We start from the raw sequence: 15,175 nt of genomic DNA on the forward strand, positions 1-15,175 counted from the left end.
CCGCCGCCGGTGGCAATCAGAACAGCAGCAGGCTGACGCCGTACGCCACCGCGGCGACAAAGGCGCTGGCGGGAATGGTCAGGATCCAGGCCCAGACGATGTTGCCGGCAACGCCCCAGCGCACCGCGGAGGCGCGCTGCGTCGAGCCGACGCCGACGATGGCACCCGTGATGGTGTGCGTGGTCGACACCGGAATGCCCAGCCCGGTGGCGACGAACAGCGTCAGCGCACCGCCGGTCTCGGCGCAGAAGCCGCCCACCGGCTTCAGCTTGGTGATGCGCTGGCCCATGGTCTTGACGATGCGCCAGCCGCCGAACATGGTGCCGACGGCGATCGCCACATAGCAGCTGACGATCACCCACATCGGCGGCGCGCTGTCGCCGGCGGCCGTGTAGCCGGTGGCGATCAGCAGCATCCAGATGATGCCGATGGTCTTCTGCGCGTCGTTGCCGCCGTGGCCCAGGCTGTAGGCGCCGGCCGAGACCAGCTGCAGGCGCCGGAACCACTTGTCGACCCGGCCCGGCCGCGTGCGGCGGAAGATCCAGGCCACCGCCACCATCATCAGCGAGCCCAGCAGGTAGCCCAGCAGCGGCGAGACGAAGATGAAGGCCACCGTCTTCAGGATGCCGGCGGCGACCAGCACGCTGGTGCCCGCCTTGGCCACCGCCGCGCCGACGATGCCGCCGATCAGCGCGTGCGAGGAACTGCTGGGAATGCCGTAGTACCAGGTGATCAGGTTCCAGGTGATGGCACCGATCAGCGCGCCGAACACCACGTGCGTATCGACCACGCCGGGTTCGATGATGCCCTTGCCCACCGTGGCCGCCACGCTGAGGTGGAACACGAACACCGCGATGAAGTTGAAGAAGGCGGCGAACATCACCGCCTGCATCGGCCGCAGCACCCCGGTCGAGACCACGGTGGCGATCGAGTTGGCGGCATCGTGAAAGCCGTTCATGAAGTCGAACGCGATCGCGAGCAGCACCAGCAGCATCACGACCCAGAGGGCGGCTTGGGCGGTTTCCATGTGGTTTGTTGTTGGCTTGTCAGTGACGAAACGCCACCGCCGTCGCGACGCCGGGGGCGCCGTCGGCGAAGCGCAACCCGATCATCGGGGTCATGAGTTCTCGAGCACGATGCCTTCGATCTGGTTGGCCACCGCCTCGCACTTGTCGGTCACGGTCTCCAGCAACTCGTAGATCGCCTTCAGCTTGATCACCTCGCGCACGTCCTCCTCCTCGCGGAACAGCCGGCTCATGGCGCTGCGCATGACGCGGTCGGCGTCGGATTCGAGCTGGTCGATCTCCTCGCAGGTCTTCAGCGTCGCCTCGGCCACCGGCTGCTCGGCGATCTTGCCGAGCAGGCGCACCGCCGCCTGCACGCGCTGGCAGCATTTCACCGCCAGATCGGACAGGCGCTTGATCTCCTCGGTCATGTGGTGGATGTCGTACAGCGCCATGGTCTCGGCCGAGTCCTGCAGCAGGTCGGCGACGTCGTCCATCAGGCTGATCAGGCTGTGGATCTGCTCGCGGTCGATCGGCGTGATGAAGGTGGTGTGCACCAGGCGGTTGACTTCCGCCGTCACCCGGTCGGCGGCACGTTCGGCCTTGTCCACCTCCTGGTTGTACTTGACGCGCAACTGCGGATCGGCGTAGTTGTCGACCAGTTGCTCGAACGCCTGCGCCGCCTCAACGATGCGGTCGGCGTGCTGGTTGAACAACTCAAAAAAATTGCCCTCCTTGGGCAACAGCTTGCTGAACAGCATGAAGTCGAACTCCGGCTCCGGTGGTTTTCGAACGTCAGAAATATGACTGTTTCATGACGCTCGCGCAAGTGTAACCACTGACCCGGGGTTGCGACACGGCGCGTGTCGCCTCAGGCACCGCGAAACATGAAATAAACCGCACCCACCATGCACAGGGCGGCCCACAGGTAGTCGAGCTTGAGCGGCTCCTTCAGGTAGAGCAACGCAAACGGCACGAACACCGCCAGCGTGATCACCTCCTGCATGATCTTCAGCTGACCGACGCTGAACTGCTGGTGGCCGATGCGGTTGGCCGGCACCTGCAGCAGGTACTCGAACAGCGCGATGCCCCAGCTGATCAGCGCCGCCACGTACCAGGGCGCGGCCGACAGGTTCTTCAGGTGGCCGTACCAGGCGAAGGTCATGAAGACGTTGCTGAGCGTCAACAGCAGCACGGTCTGCCAGGCGATTGGCAGCGAAGCAAGGGATTGCATGGCGGTGGGCGCGCGCGGCGCAGGGGTGATCGGTCGAGCGAAGGGTGACTCGGCCTGATGGTAACAACGCGCTCAGCGCCGCACGGCTGACAGCGCGGCCGGTTCATCCAGCCGGGCAATCGCCTGCCCCGCCACCGCGCCCAGCGCCGCAGCGGATACGCGGTCCGGCGCGATCTCGGCCAGCGGCACCAGCACGAAGGCGCGCTCGGCCATGCGCGGGTGCGGCACCGTCAGGCGCGGGCTGTCGATGCGGGCGTCGCCGTACAGCAGCAGGTCCAGGTCCAGCGTGCGCGGCGCGTGGCGGTAGGGGCGTTCGCGGCCGGCCGCCAGCTCGAGGTCCTGCAGCGCGCGCAACAGCTCAGGCGCCGGCAACTCGGTGGCCAGCTGCGCCACGGCGTTGACGTAATCGGGCCCGCCGGCATCGACCGGCGCCGTGCGGTACAGGCTGGAGCGCGCGGTGACGCGGGTGCCGTCCCAGCGATGCATGGTCTCCATGGCTTGCCGCAGCGCGGCTGCCGCGTCGCCCAGGTTGGCGCCCAGCGCCACGTAGGCGGTGACGGGTTCGCGCGCTGCGGCCACGCGCCGGCTCAGTCGCCCTGGCCCGATTCCGGTGCTGGCGCTGGTGCGGCGGCGGCGCCGTCGCCATGGCCACTGCTCGCCCCGCCGCCGGCATTGCCACCACCCGATGGCTTGCGGCGACGCCGGCGGCGCTTCTTGGCCGGCGCTGGCGTCGCGTCCGGGTCGTCGGCGGCACCGGTCGCCGGAGCGGCCGTGGCTGGCGCTCCGGCATCCGCCTCGGCCGGCTTGGGTGCACGCGCCACGCGCGGCGGCTGCTTGCGGCTGCGCTGCTGCTCGACGCGCAGTTCGCGCACCAGGCTTTCGCGCACGCCCTCGTCGGCCAGGCTGAAGGCCTGCCACCAGTCGGCCAGCTCCTCCTCGATCTCGCCGACATCGGCGCGCAGGCGCAGGAAATCGAAACCGGCGCGAAAGCGCGGCTGCTCGGCCAGCGTGAACGGCGTGTTGCCGCTGCGCCGCTCGAAGCGCGGCTGCATCATCCAGATCTCGCGCATGTCGGCGCCCAGCTTGCCGCGGCCCGAGACGTCGCCGATGCGGGCGTCGAAAACCTCGTCGATCGCACCCTGCAGCGCCGGGAACGGATGCTCCTTGCGCGCCAGCCGCGCCTGCCAGCCATCGCGCACGTCCTGCCACAGCACGCAAGCGAGCAGGAACGAGGGCGCCACCGGCTTGCCCTCGCTGACGCGGCGGTCGGTGTCCAGCAGCGCCGCCTTGACGAAGGACTGGTCGGCGCGCTCGACCACCACGTCCAGCAGCGGGTAGATGCCCTGCGCCAGGCCCAGCTTGCGCAGCTGCTCGACGCTGGCGACGGCGTGGCCGGTCTGCAGCAGCTTGATCATCTCGTCGAACAGGCGGCTTTGCGGTACCTCGTTCAGCAGCGACCTGGCCTCCACCAGCGGGCGCGCGGTCTTGGGCTCGAGCTTGAAGCCCAGGCTGGACAGCTTGGCGCCGAAGCGCACTGCGCGGATGATGCGCACCGGGTCTTCGCGGTAGCGCATGGCGGCGTCGCCGATCATGCGCAGCAGCTTCTTCTGCGCGTCCTGGATGCCGTGGTGGTAGTCGACCACCACCCGCGTGTCGGGGTCGTAGTACATGGCATTGACGCTGAAGTCGCGCCGCGCGGCATCTTCCTCCTGCGAACCCCAGATGTTGTCGCGCAGCACCCGGCCGCTGGCGTCCACGGCGTGCTTCATGCCGGCCAGCTGGCCCTTGGCGGTGCGCTCGTTGCCCTGGATCAGCGCATCGGCGGTGGCGTTGTCGACGTAGGCGCGGAAGGTGGACACCTCCACCACCTCGTGATCGCGTCCGCGCCCGAACACCACGTGCACGATGCGGAAGCGCCGGCCGATGATGAAGGCGCGCCGGAACAGCTGCTTGACCTGCTCCGGCGTGGCGTTGGTGGCGACGTCGAAATCCTTCGGCTTGAGCCCCAGCAGCAGATCGCGCACCGCGCCGCCGACGATGTAGGCCTCGTAGCCGGCCTCCTTGAGCGTGCGCACCACGCCCGCGGCGCGCTCGTCGACCAGCGCCGGGTTGATGCCGTGGCCGTCGGGGCCGACCTCGGCGCGCTTGCCGAAGCGCTTGCGGCCGTTGTGGGGCATCGCCTTGTCGATGAGCTTGCCGATGAATTGCTTGATCATGTCTTGTGCCATGTCTTATGCCCCGAAGAGATCCAGAATCCGCCAGCCGCGTTCGCGGGCAATGGCGCGCAGGGTGTCATCGGGGTTGGTGGCGACCGGGTGGTGTGAACGCTCGAGCAGCGCCAGGTCGTTGCGCGAATCGGAGTAGAAGGTGATCTCGACCTCGTCCCAGCCGCGCCCGCGCCCAAGCAGCCACTCGGCCACACGCGTGACCTTGCCCTCGCGGAACGAGGGCGTGCCGGCGATCTCGCCGGTGATCCAGCCGCCCGGTCCGCGCGCCAGCTCGACCGCGATCAGCTCGTCGATGCCGAAGCTGTGCGCGATCGGGCGCGTGACGAACTCGTTGGTCGCGGTGACCACCACCAGCTGATCGCCGGCCTGGCGGTGCTGCTCCACCAGCGCCCGCGCCTCGGGCCGGATCGCCGGCGCGATCACTTCGCGCATGAAGCGCGCATGCGCCTCGGCCGACTTGCCCGGACCCTGGCGCCGGATCGGCGCTGTGCTGAAGCGGATGTACTCGGCGATGTCCAGCACGCCCGCCTTGTACTGCTCGTAGAAGGTGTCGTTGCGGCGCTTGAACTCGGCCGCGTCGGTCCAGCCGATGCGGGTGGTGAACTCGCCCCAAGCATGGTCCGAATCAATCGGGATCAGCGTGTGGTCAAGGTCAAACAGGGCCAGTTTCATCATCGAATCGTTTTCTTGGTTGCCGCGCCCGAGGCATTGTCAGCTATTCGTTTTCCAGCATCGACTTGAGCAGTGGAATCGTGATGGTGCGCTGGGTCTGCAGCGCGTAGCGATCCAGTTGCTCCAGCAACTGCATCAGGCTGCCCAGATCGCGCGAAAAGCGCCGCAGCACGAAGTCCATCACCTCGTCGGACAGGAACACCCCGCGCGCGTCGGCGGCACGCCGCAGCACGGCGCGCAGTTCGGCTTCGGGCAGCAACTGCAGCTCGAACACATGGCCCCAGCCAAGCCGGGTGCGCAGGTCCTCGCGCAGCGGCAGATCGGCCGGCGGCAGCGCGCCGGCCGCCAGCACCGCGCGCGAGCGCCCACTGGCCGGTGCCACGGCGTTGACGAACCAGTTGAAGGCGGTGTGCTGCTGCTCCGCGCGGTACAGGTGCACGTCATCCATCAGTACCGCATCCCAGGCCTCGTCGAACGACGGACGCGCCGGCGTGTCGGCATCCAGCCAGCCGACGCGGGCGCCCTGCCCCAGCAAGGCCTGGCGCGCGGCGCGCAGCAGATGCGTCTTGCCGGCGCCGGCCGATCCCCACAGGTAAGTCGGCACCGGCGAGCGCGCACTGCTTTCGGTCCACAGGCGCAGATGCTGCAGTACCGCCGCATTGCCACCGACCACGAAACCCTCCAGCGTCGGTTCGGGCGCCAGGCCGATGTCGAGTGCGATCTGCTTCACGCTGCCGCCTGAGCAAGACAAACGCTGGTGGTCGGCACAAATCGACCCACGGCATTCTGGCGCGACCCGCTCCGCAGTCGCTGGACACACGAGGTCGCGCCCATCACGAGCCGCACACCACGCGGTGAAAAACGGGGAAACCGGGAAACAAGAGGGGTTGCGGCGCCTAGAATCAAGGGTTTCATTTTACGTGTGCGCCCCATTGGCGGCGCCTGTCAGCCGTTTCTGGTCCGCGTGCCGATGACTTCCTCCTCCGCCCCCACTCCCCTGAGCTACAAGGACGCCGGTGTCGACATCGATGCCGGTGACGCGCTGGTCGAGCGCATCAAGCCACTGGCCCGGCGCACCCTGCGCGAGGGCGTGCTGTCGGGCCTGGGCGGCTTCGGCGCCCTGTTCGAGATCCCCAAGAGGTACCAGGAGCCGGTGCTGGTCAGCGGCACCGACGGCGTCGGCACCAAGCTGCGCCTGGCCTTCGAGTGGAACATGCACGACACCGTGGGCATCGACCTGGTCGCGATGAGCGTCAACGACGTGCTGGTGCAGGGCGCCGAGCCGCTGTTCTTTCTCGACTACTTCGCCTGCGGCAAGCTGGATGTGGACACCGCCGCCGCCGTGGTGGGCGGCATCGCCAAGGGGTGCGAACTGGCGGGCTGCGCGCTGATCGGCGGCGAGACCGCCGAGATGCCCGGCATGTATCCGCCGGGTGAGTACGACCTGGCGGGCTTCTGCGTCGGTGCGGTCGAGAAGTCGAAGATCCTGAACGGCCAGGGCGTGGTCAATGGCGACGTGGTGCTGGGCCTGGCCTCCAGTGGCGTGCACAGCAACGGCTTTTCCCTGGTGCGCAAGTGCATCGAGCGCGCTGGCGACCAACTGCCAGCGACGCTGGATGGTCAGCCATTCCGCCAGGCGGTGATGCAGCCGACGCGCATCTATGTCAGGAACGTGCTGGCGGCGCTGGCCCGGTTTCCGAACACCGCGGATACCGGCACGCCCAGCGGCATCAAGGCGCTGGCCCACATCACCGGCGGCGGCCTGCTGGAGAACATCCCGCGCGTGCTGCCCAGTGACCTGGCCGCGCGGCTCGACAAGGGCAGCTGGCCGCGCACCGAATTGTTCGACTGGCTGCAGCGCACCGCCGGGATCGACGACACCGAGATGAACCGCACCTTCAACAACGGCATCGGCATGGTGGTGGTGGTGGCCGCCAGCGCAGCCGCCGCCTGCGCGGACATGCTGCGCACGGCCGGCGAGCAGGTGTTCGAGATCGGCCGCATCGCCCCGCGCGGCGATGGCGCCGCCGTCGTGCTGGCCTGAAGCGCAGTTTCCGCAAGCAGGCCGCAGCCACCATGCTCATGCCCCTGCAACCCAACTCGCGCGCCGCCACGGCCACGGTGATCAGCCACGTGCTGCTCGCCAGCGCCCTGCTGCTGATCATGTGGCAGGGGCTGCTGGCCGGTCTGCTGTGCGTCTGCGTCGGCTTCCTGGCGACGCGCTGGTTCAGCCCGCGGCTGGCCGTGCTGACGCGGGCGCGCAACGGCCTGTCGCCCCGGCTCGGCGCCGCCCTGGTGGCGCTGATCCCGATCCTGCTGGTGCTGCTGGCGCTGCCGCGCACGCGCGGCCTGCTGCTGGACGCACCGGCGCAGTACCGCGAGCTGCTGGCCTTCATGGCCGCCACGGTGATGGAGCTGCGCGACAAGCTGCCGCCCGACATCGCGCGCCAGCTGCCCGAGGGGGCACTGGAGCTGCAGAGCGCCATCGCCAACTACCTGGCGCGCAAGGCCGGCACGCTGGCCAATACCGGGCGCGCCTGGCTGGCCGGTCTGCTGTTCGCCTACGTCGGCCTGCTGATCGGCGCGCTGGCGGCAGCGCGCCCGTCGATCCAGCCGCTCAAGCCGCTGGCTGCGGCCCTGCACCAGCGCGTGCACCGCTTCGGCGAGACCTTCCGCCAGATCGTGGTGGCGCAGTTCTGGATCGCGCTGTTCAACACCAGCCTGACGGCGATCTTCCTGCTCGTCATCCTGCCGCTGTGGGGCTACAAGCTGCCCTACACCATGGCGCTGCTGCTGCTCACTTTCCTGGCCGGGTTGATCCCGATCGTCGGCAACCTGATCTGCAACGCGGTGCTGACCCTGGTCGGCCTGTCGGTGTCGCCCTGGGTGGCGCTGGCCTGCCTGGTGTTCCTGGTCGCGATCCACAAGGCCGAGTACTTCATCAACGCCAAGGTCATCGGCCATCGCACCCACATGAGCGTGTGGGAGCTGCTCACGGTGATGTTCGTCATGGAGGCCGTGTTCGGCCCGGCCGGGCTGGTGGCGGCGCCGCTGTTCTACGCCTACGCCAAGAAGGAACTGCAGGCCACCGGCTGGGTGTAGGCACGGACCCGGGCGTGTTGGAAATAACCGACACCACGGCGACGCCGAATCGCTAAGGTGCGGTCCCATGGATTCGCTCTGGGACATCTCGCCCCCCGTGCACGCCGGCGCGCCGGTTTTTCCGGGCGACACCGCCTACACGCAGCGCTGGAGCGCGCGGATCGGCCCCGGCTGCCCGGTCAACGTCAGCGCGATCACGCTGTCGCCGCATGTCGGCGCGCACGCCGATGCGCCGCTGCACTACGACCCGCAGGGCGCTGCCATCGGCGCGCTCGAACTGGCGCCCTACCTGGGCCGCTGCCGCGTCATCCACGCCATCGGCGTGCGCCCGCTGCTGCTGTGGGAACACCTGGCGCACGCGGCCGACGCACTGCCGCCGCGCGTGCTGGTGCGTACCTACGAGCGCATGCCGGTCGACGCCTGGGACCCGGCGCTGGCAGGCTTTGCGCCTGAGACCGTCGAGCGCCTGGCCGATGCCGGCGTGCGCCTAATCGGCATTGACAGCGCCAGCATCGATCCGGCCGACAGCAAGCAGCTGCCGAGCCACCAGGTCATCCGCCGGCGCGATCTGCGCGTGCTGGAGAACCTGGTGCTCGACGACGTGCCCGAGGGCGATTACGAACTGATCGCCCTGCCCCTGAAGCTGACCGCTGCCGACGCCTCGCCGGTGCGCGCCGTGCTGCGGTCCCTGTCGCCGGACTGCCCATGACTACGCTCGAAGATTGCCGTGCCCGCGACGCCGCCGACCCGCTGGCGCCGCTGCGCGAACTGTTCGATCTGCCCGCCGGCGTGATCTACCTCGACGGCAACTCGCTCGGTGCCCTGCCGCGTTCGGTGCCGGCGCGCATCGCGCGGGTGGTGGCCGGGCAATGGGGCCAGGGGCTAATCCAGAGCTGGAACGCAGCCGGCTGGTTTGAGTTGCCGCGCCGTGTCGGCGACCGCATCGCGCCGCTGATCGGGGCGCGTGCCGGCGAGGTGGTGGCCGCCGACACGACCTCGGTCAACCTCTACAAGGCACTGTCGGCGGCGCTGAACATCGCCGCGCAGGATGCGCCCGGCCGGCGCGTGATCGTGAGCGAGCGCAGCAACTTCCCGACCGACCTGTACATCGCCGAAGCGCTGTGCAAGGAGCGCGGCTGCACGCTGAAGTTGATCGAGCCGCACGAGGTCGCCGCCAGCCTGACGGCCGACGTGGCCGTGCTGATGCTCACGCACGTCAACTACCGCACCGGCGCCATGCACGACATGGCAGCGCTGGGCAGCGCCGCCCATGCCGCAGGTGCGCTGGTGGTCTGGGACCTGTGCCACAGCGTCGGTGCGGTGCCAGTCGACCTCAACGGTGCCGGCTCAGATTTCGCCGTGGGTTGCAGCTACAAGTACCTGAACGGCGGCCCCGGCGCGCCGGCCTTCATCTGGGTGCATGCGCGCCATGTCGACCGCTGCTGGCAGCCGCTGGCGGGCTGGTGGGGCCACGCCGAACCGTTCGCCTTCACGCCGGGCTACCAGCCGGCCACCGGCATCACGCGCTACCAGTGCGGCACGCAGCCCATCATCAGCCTGTCGGCGCTGGATGCGGCGCTGGACGTGTTCGATGCCGCCGAAGCGCTCGGCGGCATGGCGGCGCTGCGTGCCAAGTCGCTGGCGCTGACCGGGTTGTTCATCGAACTGGTCGAACAGTTCTGCCCTGGGCAGTTCACGCTGGTGACGCCGCGCAAGCCCGCGCGCCGCGGCTCGCAGGTCTGCCTGACGCCGACCGGCCTGCTGCCGGCCGGCAGCGGCTACGCGATCTGCCAGGCGCTGATCGCGCGCGGGGTGATCGGCGACTTCCGCGCCGGCGACACCCGCCAGCCCGACATCCTGCGGCTGGGCTTCACGCCCCTGTACCTGAGCCACGCAGACGTGTTCAACGCCGCCGTGCAGTTGCGCGAGGTGATCCGCAGCCGGGAGTATGCCGAGCCGCGCTTCAACCAGCGCCAGGCCGTGACCTGAGCGCGCCGCCCGCCCCGATGACGACAAGCCAAGGAGACCAGCCCATGACCGAATCGACCGACAGCGCCAATCCGCAGCAGGGCGAAGCCATCGTCGCCGCCGAGCACGCCCAGCTCGACTTCTCGCGCAGCATGAGCTACGGCGACTACCTGCACATCGACCAGATCCTGAGCGCGCAGCATCCGCTGTCGCCGGCGCACGACGAGATGCTGTTCATCATCCAGCACCAGACCAGCGAGCTGTGGATGAAGCTGCTGCTGACCGAGCTGGGCAGCGCCATCGAGGACGTGCGCTCGGGCCGCCTGCCGCCGGCATTCAAGAAGCTGGCGCGCGCCAGCCGCATCATGGAGCAGCTGGTGCACGCCTGGGACGTGCTGGCCACCATGACGCCGCCCGAGTACAGCGCCATCCGGCCCTACCTGGGCCCGTCGAGCGGTTTCCAGAGCTACCAGTACCGCTGCATCGAATTCGCGCTCGGCAACAAGAATGCCGCCATGCTCAAACCCCACGCGCACCACCCCGAGCGGCTGGCGCTGGTGCGCTCGTACTTCGAGGCGCCATCGCTGTACGACGAGTCGCTGCGCCTGCTGGCGCGCGCGGGCCTAGCGGTGCCACAAGCGCAGCTGGAGCGCGACTGGACGCAGCCCTACGCGGCCAACGACGCGGTCGAGCAGGCCTGGCTGCAGGTCTACCGCGCGCCAGAGCAATACTGGGACCTGTACCAGCTGGGCGAGAAGCTGACCGACTTGGAGGACGCATTTCGGCTCTGGCGCTTCCGCCACGTGACGACCGTGGAGCGCATCATCGGCTTCAAGCGCGGCACCGGCGGCACCAGCGGCGTCGGCTACCTGCGCAAGATGCTCGACGTGGTGCTGTTCCCCGAGTTGTGGAAACTGCGTACGGACTTGTAGGGCGCGTGGCACGGCGACTCGAACCGCCGGACGCAGAAGGCGCAAAGGTTTCTCGGAAGAAGACCATCGATACCGATCGGCGTTCGACGTCGAAGAATCCGTTCGCACCGAGCTTGCCGAAGTGCGGAGTCCGGGCCGGCTTCGACAAGCCTGTCCTGAGTGAATCGAAAGGCTCAGCCCGAACGCGCTTGTCTGTTGAACGCGATTTCCTGCAAGCGGTTTTCTGACTCTGCCGCATCCGCTGCGTTCGGCTGTTCAGCAACCACGCCGCATCAGCGGAAGAACAGCCAGGTCAGCAGCAGGTACAGCGGCACCAGGATGCCGAAGCTCCACACCATGTAGCCGAAGAAGCTCGGCATGCGCACGCCGCGGTCCTCAGCGATGGCCTTGACCATCAGGTTGGGCGCGTTGCCGATGTAGGTCAGCGCCCCCATGAACACCGAGCCGGCCGAGACCGCGGCCAGTGTCACCGCCAGCGGCCCCATCAGTTCGACCGCGTCACCGCCGGCGGTGTTGAAGAACACCAGGTAGGTCGGTGCGTTGTCGAGGAAGCCGCTCAGCATGCCGGTGGCCCAGAAATACATGGCCGGGTTCGGCGTGCCGTCGGCGTTGGTCACCGCGCGCACCACACCTGAAAACGCGCCGTCGACGCCGGCCTGCAGCATCGCGATCACCGGGATGATGGTCAGGAAGATGCCGGCGAACAGCTTGGCCACCTCCTCCATCGGGCCCCAGCCGAACTGGTTGCTCTCGTGCACGGCCTTGGGCGTGACGGCCAGCGACACGAAGGTGACGACGATCATGCCGAGGTCGCGCACCAGTCCGGGCAAGCTGACTTCGGTGCCGTAGACGTTGAACACCACGCCCGGCTTCCAGATGCCGCTCATCAGCACCAGCGCGACCACGCAGCCGAGCAGCACGAAGTTGATGCCGCCATCGAAGCCGAAACGCTCGTCGTCCGGGGTCGGGTCCTCGCGCCGCACGCCCTCGTTCCTGTAGAAGAAGCTGTCGAGCAGGAAGAACATGATCAGCAGCACCACGACCAGGAACAGCGTGTCGGGCCAGATATGGGCCGCGGTCCAGAAGAAGGTCACCCCCTTCAGAAAGCCCAGGAACAGCGGCGGGTCGCCCAGCGGCGTCAGCGAGCCCCCGATGTTGCTGACGATGAAGATGAAGAAGATGACGACGTGTGCGTTGGTCTTGCGGTTGTCGTTGGCGCGGATCAGCGGCCGGATCAGCAGCATCGACGCACCGGTGGTGCCCATGAAGCTGGCCAGCACGCCGCCGACCATCAGGATCAGGGTGTTGAGCGCCGGCGTGCCGCGCAGGTTGCCGCGGATGTAGATGCCGCCCGAGACCGTGAACAGCGCCACCAGCAGCAGGATGAAGGGGATGTACTCGGCCAGCAGCGCATGCACCAGGCCGGCCCAGGCCGCGTCCATGCCGAACATCAGCGCGAACGGAATCAGGAACGCCAGCGCCCAGCCGGCGGCGATCTTGCCGTAGTGGTGATGCCAGAAACCCGGGCCGGCCAGCGGCCAGATGGCGATCGACAGCAGGATTCCGACGAAGGGCACCGCCCACGGCAGCGACAAATGGCTGCCGTCCAGGCTGGCCGCATGGGCTGGCGCGGCGGCCGCCAGCAAGGCCAGCAGTGCGGCGGCACGCAGCGGTAAACGGGGGTTCTGTTGGGTTCTAAGGAACGATGTGAAGAGCGCGCAAAGGCTGGCGAGTCGATCCGGCAAATCAGGCTCCAATCAGCTTGTTTCAATTCATGACCCGGCCGAGTCTAGCTCAGCGGGTCGCCGGCACCGGCCGGTGCACCGGGCCGGTGCGCGGCGGTGCCGGCAGGTCGAACACCTGGCGCAGGTAGGCCAGGTAACCCTCGTCCTCGACCATGGTCTTGCCCGGCGTGTCCGAGATCTTGGCCACCGGCTGGCCATTGCACTCGATCATCTTCAGCACGATCTGCAGCGCCTGCGGGCCGACGTCGTTGGTCAGGTTGGTGCCGACGCCGAAGGCGAGCTGGATGCGTCCGTTGAAGCGCCTGAACAACTCGATGCAGCGCGGAAAGTTCAGTCCGTCGCTGAACACGATCACCTTGGTGCGCGGATCGCACCGGTTCAGGCGGTAGTGCTCGATGATGCGTTCGCCCCACTCGAACGGGTCGCCCGAGTCGTGGCGCGCACCGTCGAACAGCTTGCAGAAGTACATGTCGAAGTCGCGCAGGAAGGCGTTCATGCCGTAGACGTCGGACAGCGCGATGCCGAGGTCGCCGCGGTATTCCTGCGCCCAGCGCTCGAAGCCGAATACCTGGGTGTCGCGCAGCCGCGGGCCGAGCGCCTGGCAGGCTTGCAGGTATTCGTGCGCCATGGTGCCCATCGGGCGCAGATCGAGTTGCTTGGCGAACAGCACGTTGCTGGTGCCGGTGAGCTGGCTGTCGGGCCCGCTGCCCAGCGTGTCGCGCGTGGTCTGCAGCACCTCGCGCTGCCACTCGCGCGAGAAGCGCCGGCGCGCGCCGTAGTCGGCGATGCGGATGCCGGCCAGTTCCGGCATCTGGATCGACGCCAGCTTCTCGCGCAGGCGCCGGCGCCCTTCGCCGAGATCCAGTCCCGCCACCGTGTTGCGGAAGTACACCTCGCTGACGATCGACAGCACCGGAATCTCGAACAGGATGGTGTGCAGCCAGGGACCGCGCACCCGGATGTCGATCTCGCCGTTGTCCAGCGGAGTCAGGGTGATGTATTTCTGGTTCAGCTTGAACAGGCCGAGGAAGTCGACGAAGTCGCTCTTGATGAAGCGCATGCTGCGCATGTAGTCGAGCTCGTCATCCGTGAAGCGCAGCTCGCACAGCTGGCGGATCTCGTCACGGATCTCGTCGATGTAGGGCGCCAGCTGCACGCCCGGCGTGCGGCACTTGAACTTGTACTCGACCTGCGCGCCGGGAAACTGATGCAGCACCGCCTGCATCATGGTGAACTTGTACAGGTCGGTATCGAGCAGGCTCTGGATGATGCCGGGCATGACTTGTCTCTCTCTTGGTCGCCACCTGCGGTCGTGCATGACCGGGGCGGCTGTCACGGCAGTGTAGCGGCACCACCGCGCCATGAAACGCGGCGGCACAATGCAGGCATGACCCAGCAACCCATTGCCGACGCGCTGCTGCGCCAGATCCGCGCCGTCGCCGAGCGCCTGCCGGCACCGCGTGTCCGGCGCCTGCACCTGCCGGCCCGCGTCGCCGACGCATGCGACTACGCACCGGAGGCCGAGTTCTGCGGACTGGAACTGGACGACGGCGCCTTCGGCCTGTCGTTCCTGCTGCTCGGCGACACGCTGCGGCAGCTGATCGCCCGCTGTGGCAGCGCCCTGGCAACCACGGCCGCACCATTGGCCGGCGCCGACACGCTGCAACTGGCCGCTGGCTTCGCCAGCCAGGATGCCGGCGCCCGCGCGCTTGGCCTGGCCGCCATCAACGCCCTGACCCAGTCGGCCTGGCGCCGTCTCGGCTACCAGCCGCCGCCGGCCAGCAACTCGGTTGGCGACATGGCGCTGTCGGCAAGCGATCACCTGGGCATGATCGGCTGCTTCACGCCGCTGGTCGAGCAGGTGCTGGAGCGCGGCGCGCGGCTGAGCATCGTCGAGCTGGATGCGGCCAAGGTGGCCGACCTGCAGCAGCGCTTTCCCGATGTGCAGGCCACGCTCGACCGCAGCGCGCTGGCCGGCTGCAACCAGGTCGTCGGCACCTCGACGATGCTGCTCAACGACACGCTGGATGAGATGCTGGCGGCCTGCTCCTCGGCGCGCGAGTTCGCGCTGATCGGGCCGTCGGCCGGCCTGTGGCCCGACGCGCTGTTCGCCCGCGGCGTCACGCGCATCGCCGGCACCCAGGTGATCGATGGCCCGGCGTTTGCCGACGCCATGGCCCGCGGCGAGCGCTGGGGCCACGCGGCACGCAAGTTCGCCATCGGCCGTGCCGAATGGCCGGGCTGGCAGGCGCTGCTGGCGCGGTCGGCCTGAACCGCAGCCGCTCAGGCG

15 protein-coding genes are annotated in these 15,175 nt (G+C 68.4%); 6 read left to right on the forward strand and 9 right to left on the reverse strand.

Annotated features, from left to right (window positions below; genetic code table 11):
• Positions 1-16 precede the first annotated feature (16 nt).
• The 7 genes from PK606_RS01220 to hda form a co-directional block, all read right to left on the reverse strand.
• A complete protein-coding gene (locus PK606_RS01220; protein WP_324559718.1) occupies positions 17-1,027 on the reverse strand; it encodes an inorganic phosphate transporter in 1,011 nt (336 codons plus the stop codon).
• Positions 1,028-1,117: 90 nt separating this feature from the next.
• Positions 1,118-1,765 (reverse strand): DUF47 domain-containing protein, encoded by a 648-nt coding sequence (locus tag PK606_RS01225; protein WP_324559720.1) that lies wholly within the window; start codon positions 1,763-1,765, stop codon positions 1,118-1,120.
• 110 nt (positions 1,766-1,875) lie between these two features.
• Positions 1,876-2,238: a DMT family protein gene (locus tag PK606_RS01230; protein ID WP_324559721.1), complete on the reverse strand. Its 363-nt coding sequence runs from the start codon at positions 2,236-2,238 to the stop codon at positions 1,876-1,878.
• A 72-nt stretch (positions 2,239-2,310) separates the two neighbouring features.
• A complete protein-coding gene (folK, locus tag PK606_RS01235) occupies positions 2,311-2,817 on the reverse strand; it encodes a 2-amino-4-hydroxy-6-hydroxymethyldihydropteridine diphosphokinase (RefSeq protein ID WP_324559723.1) in 507 nt (168 codons plus the stop codon).
• A gap of 8 nt (positions 2,818-2,825) precedes the next feature.
• A complete protein-coding gene (pcnB, locus tag PK606_RS01240; protein WP_324559725.1) occupies positions 2,826-4,454 on the reverse strand; it encodes a polynucleotide adenylyltransferase PcnB in 1,629 nt (542 codons plus the stop codon).
• A 15-nt stretch (positions 4,455-4,469) separates the two neighbouring features.
• Positions 4,470-5,138: a histidinol-phosphatase gene (locus tag PK606_RS01245; RefSeq protein ID WP_324559727.1), complete on the reverse strand. Its 669-nt coding sequence runs from the start codon at positions 5,136-5,138 to the stop codon at positions 4,470-4,472.
• A 43-nt stretch (positions 5,139-5,181) separates the two neighbouring features.
• Complete coding sequence (gene hda / locus PK606_RS01250) at positions 5,182-5,868, reverse strand: DnaA regulatory inactivator Hda (protein WP_324559729.1); 687 nt, start codon at positions 5,866-5,868, stop codon at positions 5,182-5,184.
• Between the two features lie 240 nt (positions 5,869-6,108).
• Between hda and purM the strand changes: the two genes are divergently transcribed.
• The 5 genes from purM to kynA all read left to right on the forward strand — a co-directional run bounded on the left by purM (position 6,109) and on the right by kynA (position 11,140).
• Positions 6,109-7,182, forward strand: a complete 1,074-nt coding sequence (purM, locus tag PK606_RS01255) for a phosphoribosylformylglycinamidine cyclo-ligase (protein WP_324559731.1) — start codon at positions 6,109-6,111, stop codon at positions 7,180-7,182.
• A gap of 38 nt (positions 7,183-7,220) precedes the next feature.
• A complete protein-coding gene (locus PK606_RS01260; RefSeq protein ID WP_324559733.1) occupies positions 7,221-8,240 on the forward strand; it encodes an AI-2E family transporter in 1,020 nt (339 codons plus the stop codon).
• A gap of 67 nt (positions 8,241-8,307) precedes the next feature.
• Positions 8,308-8,949 (forward strand): arylformamidase, encoded by a 642-nt coding sequence (kynB, locus tag PK606_RS01265; protein WP_324559735.1) that lies wholly within the window; start codon positions 8,308-8,310, stop codon positions 8,947-8,949.
• Positions 8,946-10,229 carry a kynureninase gene (kynU, locus tag PK606_RS01270; protein ID WP_324559737.1) on the forward strand — a complete coding sequence of 428 codons (1,284 nt, stop codon included), beginning with the start codon at positions 8,946-8,948 and terminating at the stop codon, positions 10,227-10,229. Before kynB ends, kynU begins: the two co-directional genes overlap by 4 nt.
• A gap of 44 nt (positions 10,230-10,273) precedes the next feature.
• A complete protein-coding gene (gene kynA / locus PK606_RS01275; protein ID WP_324559739.1) occupies positions 10,274-11,140 on the forward strand; it encodes a tryptophan 2,3-dioxygenase in 867 nt (288 codons plus the stop codon).
• A 272-nt stretch (positions 11,141-11,412) separates the two neighbouring features.
• Here kynA and PK606_RS01280 read toward each other — a convergent pair whose 3' ends face one another.
• Positions 11,413-12,795: a sodium:proton antiporter gene (locus PK606_RS01280; RefSeq protein WP_502920769.1), complete on the reverse strand. Its 1,383-nt coding sequence runs from the start codon at positions 12,793-12,795 to the stop codon at positions 11,413-11,415.
• A 139-nt stretch (positions 12,796-12,934) separates the two neighbouring features.
• The gene (pncB, locus tag PK606_RS01285) at positions 12,935-14,164 is read right to left on the reverse strand and encodes a nicotinate phosphoribosyltransferase (RefSeq protein ID WP_324559741.1); all 1,230 of its coding nucleotides are present in this window, start codon (positions 14,162-14,164) and stop codon (positions 12,935-12,937) included.
• A 108-nt stretch (positions 14,165-14,272) separates the two neighbouring features.
• Here pncB and PK606_RS01290 point away from each other — a divergent pair, with 108 nt between their 5' ends.
• Positions 14,273-15,157, forward strand: a complete 885-nt coding sequence (locus tag PK606_RS01290) for a Rossmann-like domain-containing protein (RefSeq protein WP_324559743.1) — start codon at positions 14,273-14,275, stop codon at positions 15,155-15,157.
• Positions 15,158-15,175: the final 18 nt, after the last annotated feature.

Origin of the sequence: Ottowia sp. (assembly GCF_035444425.1) — a bacterium.
Taxonomy (GTDB): Bacteria; Pseudomonadota; Gammaproteobacteria; order Burkholderiales; family Burkholderiaceae_C; genus Ottowia.

Coding starts and splice junctions, on each gene's coding strand:
- PK606_RS01230 (WP_324559721.1), bottom strand. CDS start 2,238: ATGCAATCCCTTGCTTCGCTGCCAATCGCCTGGCAGACCGTGCTGCTG.
- pcnB (WP_324559725.1), bottom strand. CDS start 4,454: ATGATCAAGCAATTCATCGGCAAGCTCATCGACAAGGCGATGCCCCAC.
- PK606_RS01245 (WP_324559727.1), bottom strand. CDS start 5,138: ATGAAACTGGCCCTGTTTGACCTTGACCACACGCTGATCCCGATTGAT.
- kynU (WP_324559737.1), top strand. CDS start 8,946: ATGACTACGCTCGAAGATTGCCGTGCCCGCGACGCCGCCGACCCGCTG.
- PK606_RS01225 (WP_324559720.1), bottom strand. CDS start 1,765: ATGCTGTTCAGCAAGCTGTTGCCCAAGGAGGGCAATTTTTTTGAGTTG.
- kynA (WP_324559739.1), top strand. CDS start 10,274: ATGACCGAATCGACCGACAGCGCCAATCCGCAGCAGGGCGAAGCCATC.
- purM (WP_324559731.1), top strand. CDS start 6,109: ATGACTTCCTCCTCCGCCCCCACTCCCCTGAGCTACAAGGACGCCGGT.
- PK606_RS01220 (WP_324559718.1), bottom strand. CDS start 1,027: ATGGAAACCGCCCAAGCCGCCCTCTGGGTCGTGATGCTGCTGGTGCTG.
- pncB (WP_324559741.1), bottom strand. CDS start 14,164: ATGCCCGGCATCATCCAGAGCCTGCTCGATACCGACCTGTACAAGTTC.
- PK606_RS01290 (WP_324559743.1), top strand. CDS start 14,273: ATGACCCAGCAACCCATTGCCGACGCGCTGCTGCGCCAGATCCGCGCC.
- PK606_RS01260 (WP_324559733.1), top strand. CDS start 7,221: ATGCCCCTGCAACCCAACTCGCGCGCCGCCACGGCCACGGTGATCAGC.
- kynB (WP_324559735.1), top strand. CDS start 8,308: ATGGATTCGCTCTGGGACATCTCGCCCCCCGTGCACGCCGGCGCGCCG.